Genomic DNA, 6,582 nt, shown 5'->3' with positions numbered 1-6,582 from the left:
AAGCGCACTCAGGAGGCGCCATCAGGCATTCATTGACCGAGTGTTGCACTTAGAGTTGGAGACCGCCAAGTTTTAAAACACACACCTCTTTGTCAGCATATGCTATAAAGTCGTTGTATTTTTTTAAAAGCTGATTTCTAACCTTAACCACATCAACTTGAGATTTAAGCATGAGTTGCTCTTTCATCTTATCGACAGTGTCAGTTAAGCTTTTTCCACCGGACAAAGATATGAAGCCTAACATATGCCTGTTTATAGCCCTAAACCGGAAACCGTGTTTATTTACTTCTTTATAAACCTCTAAGCATTCAGATATTAATATATTTTTATTTTGCATAATTGTCATTTTACATTTCCTCTAATAAATCAATCAAACCACCCGCCCAATCCGAATCTCACACCGCCTCATAATCTCCACATCATGCATATCCTGCGGCTTGATTATTTCCAGCTGGTAGTGGTCGTTGTCGCTGATCAAGTACAGCGCCGCCCGCCAGGCGCTGCATACGCTTGATCCGGCGCTCGCCGCTGACAAGCAACAAAAACACGCCTTCCTGTTTCGGGTCGCGGCATTTGTACCAACCATTTACTAACCTTAAGAAAGCCTAACCCATCGATACGGCTAGCACCATTCTCCTAATGCACATTTAGAGCGCTATTTCATAGCATTGCTGGGTGATACCCAGCCTGATCTGCGGCGTAAGCGCTATGGCAACTACCCTGCTATGTGCTGCGCACCCTTTCTTCCGTACAATGGCGCGCATACACCACGCCACCTCTGACAAGCTCTCAAGGTGTACCAGGTTTTTAGGCATCAGCTGTTATCACTGCTTGGTACAGTTTGGGACACCAGGTGCGTTAATTACGGTTTTAAGAGGCAATATGGCTGCACACAGTGCAGCCAACAGTGTTATTAAATGACTAATTTACTTAAAGAAAATAGTGCAGATCGGGGGCGACTTTTTTCGGTGGCGCCCATGATGGACTGGACTACAAGGGACTACAGAGCGTTCGCACGCACGTTAACCAAGCGGGCGCTGCTGTATACCGAGATGGTCACGACCGGTGCGATTTTGCACGGAACGCCCCGTGAGCGCTTTTTGGGCTATAACGAGGTGGAGCATCCGCTTGCGCTGCAGTTAGGCGGCAGCGATGCCGGTGAGCTGGCGGAGTGTGCGGCGATTGCCGAGTCGTGGGGCTACGATGAGGTGAACCTGAACGTGGGTTGCCCGAGCGACCGCGTGCAGAACAATATGATTGGCGCGTGCTTGATGGGCTACCCCGAAAAGGTGGCCGATGCCGTGCGGGCAATGCAGGCCGCGGTGTCTATTCCGGTCACGGTGAAGTGCCGTATTGGCATCGATGACCAGGATGAAGATGCCGATCTTGAGCGGTTTATCTCTATCGTTGCTGACGCAGGCTGCGAGGTGTTTACCGTTCACGCCCGTAAAGCATGGCTGCAGGGTTTGTCGCCAAAGCAGAACCGCGATGTACCGCCGCTTAACTACCCCCGCGTTCACCGTTTAAAGCAGAGCCGCCCTGAATTGCATATCGGCATTAATGGCGGGATTAAAACGCTGGCGGAGTGCCAAGAGCAGCTTACCCATGTGGATAGCGTGATGGTAGGCCGTGAGGCGTATCAAAACCCGTGGCTGTTAGCCGGGGTTGATGAGCAGCTTTTTGGTGAGAAAGGCCCGGCGGCAAGCCGCTTGGATGCCGCGAAGGCTTTCCGGCCGTATATTCAGCAGCGCTTGGATGAAGGGGCAAAGCTAAATCACATTACCCGTCACCTGCTGGGCTTGTTTCAGGGCTGTTCTGGCGGCAGGCGCTTCCGGCGCCATTTGTCAGAACATGCCCATAAAGAAGGCGCAGGATTGCGCCTATTTGATGACGCACTTAGCTTGGTAAATGAACCCGAGTGCGTCGTATAAGTGCGTCGTATAAAAAAAACCGCTACGCAAGCGTAGCGGGGTCGTGTTCTTAGTAGCGTAGGCTTACTGACTGTTTTCCCGGCGGTTCGCCATTACGCCCTGCTCAACACGCTCGCCGATCGTCTGATCAACGTTTTTCCAGTACTCGAATACACGTGACAATACCGGCTCTTCAACACCGTCGGAAACGTGGCCCACAATGTTGCTGACCAACCGATCACGGGCTGCGTCATCCATTACCTTATTGACTAGGTCATTGGCTTGGTTGAAGTCGCCATCGCCTGGGCGCAGCGTGTAGGCGGCGCGAACCAACTCGCCGTCAGTCTCCCATGTCGTATCTTCCGGGTACCTTTCCGGGTTGGCGTGCGCGCCCCCTTTGCTATTAGGTGCGTACACCGGGTCGGTGGAGTGGGCAATACGCATCCGACCACCTTGGGAATAGCTGTTAACCGGGGTCTTGGGCGCATTAACGGGGATATGTTGGTAGTTCACCCCTAAACGCGCGCGGTGCGCATCAGCGTAGGAGATTACCCGCGCCAACAGCATTTTATCGGGCGAGAAACCAGTCCCCGGTACGCTGTTGCTGGGCTGAAACGCTGCCTGTTCGATTTGGCTGTGAAAATCTACGGGGTTGCGATCCAACGTCATCTTACCTACTTCTTGCAGCGGATAGTCAGCGTGCGGCCACACCTTGGTCAAATCGAAGGGGTTGATGTGGTAGGTCTTGGCATCTTCAAACGGCATAATCTGAACTTGCAGCGTCCAGGTGGGATAATCACCGCGTTTGATAGCATCAAACAGATCGCGGCGATGGTAGTCGGCATCCGCACCCGCCATCTTATCGGCCTGTTCCTGGGTCATGCACTTAATACCCTGGTCAGTCTTGAAGTGGTACTTCACCCAGAAACGCTCGCCTTCAGCGTTAACCCACATATAGGTATGGCTTGAATAGCCGTTCATATGGCGCCAGCTGGCGGGGATACCCCGATCGCCCATCAGCCAGGTTACCTGGTGTGCAGATTGCGGCGAAAGCGTCCAGAAATCCCACTGCATATCGTGATCACGCAAGCCGTTATCCGCTCGACGCTTTTGTGAGTGGATAAAGTGCTGGAATTTGAGCGGATCGCGAACGAAGAACACAGGGGTATTATTACCCACCATGTCGAAGTTGCCCTCTTCGGTGTAAAACTTCAACGAGAAGCCACGGGGGTCGCGCCAAGTGTCCGGGCTACCCGACTCACCGGCCACCGTCGAGAAACGCGCCAGCATCTCGGTTTTTTTACCCGGCTGGAGAAATTCCGCCTTGGTGTATTGGCTAACATCGTGCGTTACTTGGAAGTGACCAAAGGCGCCGCTCCCTTTTGCGTGGGGCTGACGATCCGGAATCATTTCCCGGTTAAAAGCAGCCATCTGTTCCATCAAGTAGTGGTCATGCAGAACAATCGGCCCATCAGGGCCTACCGTTAGCGAGTGTTCATCACTGCTAACCGGTATGCCTGCATCCGTTGTTGTATGCTTACCTGTATCGCTCGTCATCGTATTTCCTCCATGTCACGGTCGACGTGGCGATTTATCGCCACTCATTCGAGCACGATGAAAGCTTGGCTATTTTTTGTTTTTTTACATTCTTATTTCAGTAGCCGCTAACAAAGCCCACCCCTAGGTATAGTCAAGCAGCGGCCAACTTGCCATTTATAGTAGCCAATTCTTAACTATCAAAGAGATAGCAATTAACTATGAAAGCCAATTAATAAAATGAATCAGGAGGCGGCACCAGGCTTGAGTTAAAGCTTTCAACGGCGGTTTCAGCCTCCTCAATTTCATCAAAGCGGGCAATATGGAACAGCGCCTCGCCTTCGTTGGCCAGCGGTAAACGGCTCATGCCAATCACAATGCCATCGGCAGCGGCGCGCACTTCACCCTCGTCATTACCAAAAGGGTCAGCGACTTTGCCCAGTACTTCTCCTTTGGCAACGCGGGCGCCTAAGCGCACCTTAGGGCGCAAAATACCGTCGATAGGTGCACGTGCCCAGCTTGACCCTTTGGCCAGCTCCGCGGGTGCTGGCGTGCGGCGGCGCTGCTCGCCGGTCAGCATGCCTAAACGGCGCATCACCCTCAGCACGCCACGCACCCCTGGGGCAATCGCCCACTCGTCAAAACGCAGCGCTTCGCCAGCTTCATAGGTGAGCACCGGAATCCCCCGCGTCTGGGCGTAGTGGCGCAGGCTACCTTCACGTAGTTCCGCATTGAGCACCACCGGTGCGCCAAAAGCATCGGCCATGCGCTCAGTTTCACTGCCGGTTTGCAGCTGAGCACGAATTTGTGGCAGGTTGGTACGGTGAATAGCCCCGGTGTGCAGATCAATAATATGCGTGGCGTGATCAACAATTTTTTCGCGAAATAACGCTGCGATGCGACCGCCCAAAGAGCCTGACTCACTGCCCGGAAAGCAGCGATTAAGATCCCGGCGATCCGGTAAATAGCGCGTTTGCTGTAAGAAGCCAAATACATTCACCACCGGCACAGCGATCAAGGTGCCGCGGATACTATTGATCGCTTTTGCGCGTAGCACCCGGCGGACAATTTCCACCCCGTTGATCTCATCACCATGAATGCCACCACAGACCAACAGCACCGGGCCATCCTTGCGACCATGAACGACCTCGACAGGAATGTGCAGGGGCGTGTGGGTATACAAACGCGCCACCGGCACGTCAACTTGTAAGCGTTGGCCGGGCATAATGGTATGTTCGCCCAGCTGAAAAGGAGCTCGCGCCATGCTTTCTATCCTGTTTTTTTAATCCGTTATGCTCACGACATTCGTACGATGTGAGCCAGTCTCATTGCCTGTTTATACGCTTTCAGTCAAGAAATGACGAATTTGTTAATCCACGTTATGAGATGAAACATTTATCCATACAGTTTTGAATGTAAATGTGCTCAAGCTTAGGTTAAAATGTGACCATACTGTGTCGATTATGAGGTTGCACTTTCATGGCAAGAAAGACCAAAGCTGAGGCCGCCGCTACTCGCGAAGCGCTGCTTGAAGCTGCTGAAGAGGTATTTTTTGCCAAAGGCGTGGCACGCACCTCTCTAGAGCAAATCGCTCGCCATGCTGGCCTTACCCGCGGTGCCGTGTATTGGCATTTTAAGAACAAAGGCGACCTGTTCATGGCGCTGGTTGAACAGGTGCGTATGCCGTTTCAGTCGTTGATGGATGAGGTGGACAAAGCTGACCCCGAGCTATCGCCGCTAGAAGCCATACGCCTAGCCTGCCATGCTGGCTTGGTGCGCATTGAGCAACCGTCTTACCAACGGGTACTGTCGATTTTATTGCATCGCTGTGAGTTTTTCAGCGACATCAATCCGCTGGAAATGCAGGAAGAGATTGGCAACGAGTGCTTTGATGAAATGCTTGACGTATTTATCCTTGCTAAACAGCAGCAGTTACTGCGCGAAGATTTAAGCCCGCAAATAGCAGCTCGCTTGATGCAATCAATGATGGGTGGTCTATTCCACGACTGGCTGCGTAACCCCGAAGCTTTTTCGATTCGTGAACGTGGTGGCGAGCTGATTGATGCCGCTATTCGTATGATGCAGCGCTAAACACTTCATTCAGCTATCGCTGCAGTGCAGCAAGTATGCTAATACTGGCCATACCGTTACAGCCGTGTGAGCCGACTATGGATGCCTTAGCGTTTATCCGCGTACGCGAATTAGAAGTGGCCGTACGTATTTGGAACCCTACCGCCCCCCGCACACTTATCGCCTGGCATGGCCTTGCTCGCCATGGGGGCGACTTTAATGCGTTGGCGCGGAAACTCGGTAGTGAGTGGCGGGTGCTCGCTCCAGACACTCCAGGCCGCGGGTTATCTAGCTGGTCGCTATTCCCTGCCCATGATTATCTTTATAGCCATTACGTAACTGTTGCAATCGCGCTACTCGATCACTTTGAACTTGATGACGTTGATTGGCTGGGCACCTCAATGGGTGGACTACTAGGCATGCTGATCGCCGCAGATCCACAGCACAGCGCGCGTATTTCCCGGCTGATTCTTAACGACGTTGGCCCTGAGCTGAACACACAGGGCCTGATTGGTCTTTCCAGTTATTTCGGCGTTACCCATCGGTTTTCTACCTTTAGCGAACTCCAACAAGAGCTTAATCAGCACTACGCCAGCTTCGGCATTACCGCTGAATCCGCACGCCGCGAGCTCGCGCTCAACAGTGCCCGTCGCTTGCCGGATGGCAGTTGGACGTACCACTTTGACCCACGCATCGGCGAACAGTTTGTGCATGATACGCCGCGCGATATGTGGGCCGACTGGGCGAATATTCGCTGCCCGGTGATGGTCATTCGCGGGGAAGAGTCTACATTATTAGACCCTGAAACATTGCCGAAGATGGCCGAGGCACAGCCTAAGCTAGTAACGCTGAGTGTGCCTAACTGCGGTCACGCCCCCATGCTGGATAAACCGGCACAGGTTGACCCCATTCGCCACTTTTTAAACCGCCCCGCACCTCGCCCAACGCCAGATAATAAAACGCAAAACGCCACTGGCTGGCAGCGTGCAATGCAGTGGCTGGCGCAGCAGTGGCGTCGGTGGTGGAAATAAACCGTGACGCGGTAAATTTGCGCTTCCCTGCACCC

Annotated in this window: 7 protein-coding genes; 4 read left to right on the top strand and 3 right to left on the bottom strand. The window is 53.0% G+C overall.

The features are described from left to right. Nucleotides 1-49 precede the first annotated feature (49 nt). Nucleotides 50-346, bottom strand: a complete 297-nt coding sequence (locus tag A6R74_RS11660; protein WP_064234655.1) for a hypothetical protein — start codon at nucleotides 344-346, stop codon at nucleotides 50-52. Nucleotides 347-464: 118 nt separating this feature from the next. Between A6R74_RS11660 and A6R74_RS23225 the strand changes: the two genes are divergently transcribed. Further along, nucleotides 465-593 (top strand): hypothetical protein, encoded by a 129-nt coding sequence (locus A6R74_RS23225; protein ID WP_276204788.1) that lies wholly within the window; start codon nucleotides 465-467, stop codon nucleotides 591-593. Nucleotides 594-917: 324 nt separating this feature from the next. Beyond that, a complete protein-coding gene (gene dusA / locus A6R74_RS11650) occupies nucleotides 918-1,931 on the top strand; it encodes a tRNA dihydrouridine(20/20a) synthase DusA (protein ID WP_064234653.1) in 1,014 nt (337 codons plus the stop codon). Between the two features lie 63 nt (nucleotides 1,932-1,994). Here dusA and A6R74_RS11645 read toward each other — a convergent pair whose 3' ends face one another. Both A6R74_RS11645 and A6R74_RS11640 read right to left on the bottom strand, forming a co-directional pair. Beyond that, the gene (locus tag A6R74_RS11645) at nucleotides 1,995-3,467 is read right to left on the bottom strand and encodes a catalase (protein WP_064234652.1); all 1,473 of its coding nucleotides are present in this window, start codon (nucleotides 3,465-3,467) and stop codon (nucleotides 1,995-1,997) included. Nucleotides 3,468-3,678: 211 nt separating this feature from the next. Further along, nucleotides 3,679-4,710 carry a succinylglutamate desuccinylase/aspartoacylase family protein gene (locus A6R74_RS11640; protein ID WP_064234651.1) on the bottom strand — a complete coding sequence of 344 codons (1,032 nt, stop codon included), beginning with the start codon at nucleotides 4,708-4,710 and terminating at the stop codon, nucleotides 3,679-3,681. Nucleotides 4,711-4,925: 215 nt separating this feature from the next. On the opposite strand from A6R74_RS11640, the gene A6R74_RS11635 reads away from it, so the two are divergent. Both A6R74_RS11635 and A6R74_RS11630 read left to right on the top strand, forming a co-directional pair. Beyond that, nucleotides 4,926-5,537 (top strand): TetR family transcriptional regulator, encoded by a 612-nt coding sequence (locus tag A6R74_RS11635; RefSeq protein WP_064234650.1) that lies wholly within the window; start codon nucleotides 4,926-4,928, stop codon nucleotides 5,535-5,537. A 77-nt stretch (nucleotides 5,538-5,614) separates the two neighbouring features. After that, nucleotides 5,615-6,547: an alpha/beta fold hydrolase gene (locus tag A6R74_RS11630; RefSeq protein ID WP_064234649.1), complete on the top strand. Its 933-nt coding sequence runs from the start codon at nucleotides 5,615-5,617 to the stop codon at nucleotides 6,545-6,547. Nucleotides 6,548-6,582 lie beyond the last annotated feature (35 nt).

The sequence above is a fragment of the Halomonas sp. ALS9 genome (assembly GCF_001651035.1).
Taxonomy (GTDB): domain Bacteria; phylum Pseudomonadota; class Gammaproteobacteria; order Pseudomonadales; family Halomonadaceae; genus Vreelandella.
Note: the sequence above shows the minus strand (reverse complement) of the source record. Positions and strands in the feature narration are given on the sequence as shown.

Bases quoted from the DNA above. Each gene is read 5' to 3' on its own strand.
- A6R74_RS11660 (WP_064234655.1), bottom strand. From the start codon at position 346: ATGACAATTATGCAAAATAAAAATATATTAATATCTGAATGCTTAGAG.
- dusA (WP_064234653.1), top strand. From the start codon at position 918: ATGACTAATTTACTTAAAGAAAATAGTGCAGATCGGGGGCGACTTTTT.
- A6R74_RS11645 (WP_064234652.1), bottom strand. From the start codon at position 3,467: ATGACGAGCGATACAGGTAAGCATACAACAACGGATGCAGGCATACCG.
- A6R74_RS11640 (WP_064234651.1), bottom strand. From the start codon at position 4,710: ATGGCGCGAGCTCCTTTTCAGCTGGGCGAACATACCATTATGCCCGGC.
- A6R74_RS11635 (WP_064234650.1), top strand. From the start codon at position 4,926: ATGGCAAGAAAGACCAAAGCTGAGGCCGCCGCTACTCGCGAAGCGCTG.
- A6R74_RS11630 (WP_064234649.1), top strand. From the start codon at position 5,615: ATGGATGCCTTAGCGTTTATCCGCGTACGCGAATTAGAAGTGGCCGTA.